The organism is Thermus tenuipuniceus (assembly GCF_002964845.1).
GTDB classification, from domain to species: domain Bacteria; phylum Deinococcota; class Deinococci; order Deinococcales; family Thermaceae; genus Thermus; species Thermus tenuipuniceus.
In genome coordinates, this window is the sequence record NZ_PRDA01000092.1 from 1 (window position 1) to 763 (window position 763).

General features: G+C 67.0%; 1 protein-coding gene. It reads right to left on the minus strand.

What is annotated here, in order from left to right:
- A partial coding sequence (locus C2847_RS12130; protein ID WP_105318576.1) for an IS4/IS5 family transposase occupies positions 1 to 724 on the minus strand: 724 nt, incomplete at its 3' end.
- Between the last annotated feature and the right edge of the window lie 39 nt (positions 725 to 763).

Below are 763 nucleotides of genomic sequence, written 5' to 3' on the forward strand. Positions count from 1 at the left end.
CCCCCCCCCGCCACACCCCCACCAGGTTCACCTCCACCTCCCCCCGGTACCTCACCCCCTCGTACCTCACCTCCCGCCCCCGGTCCACCCAGGGCACCAACCGCTCCCCCCTCCATTCCAACCGCGGCCTCGTCCCCAGGTTCAACCGCACCGCATACCTCACCCCCGCCCGCTCCAGCACCTCCAGCCACCCCGCAAAGGAGAACTCCCGGTCAAATACCCACACCGTCCCCTCCTCCACGTATTCCCGCACCGCCTCCACCAAATCCTCCCACGTCCGGTTCCTCCCCTCCGGCTTCCCCTCCCAGTAGCTCCCCACGTACACCGGCACCGCCCGGCCCTCGTAGGGTTGGGCCAACACCACCGCCCAAAAGCCCAGGGTCTTGCCGTCGGAAAGCCGGCCCACGTAGGGGGTTCGTTTCGCCTGGGGACGGGGTACCTCCGTGGGGTCCACCAGGAGGAAGGGGGTCTTGGGGTCCAGGAGGCGCAGGAGGTAGCGCTGGGGTTCTAGAAGGGGAAGGAGTCGGTCAATGGCCTTGTAGTTGGCCTCCTCCGTGGCCTCTTGGCGGTAGGCCCTGGCCCAATCGCTCTTGCGGGCGGAACCTGAGGCCAGGATGGCCCAGAGCAACCGGGCTACCTTGTCCTCGTGGCGCTCCAGCCAGGCATCCAGCAGAGGGCTCACGAAGGGGCGTAAAGCCTCCGGTCCAAACGGCAAGCTCCTCATACAGCCCCATTTTGTCTGAACTCAAAGGGGGAGCTCAGA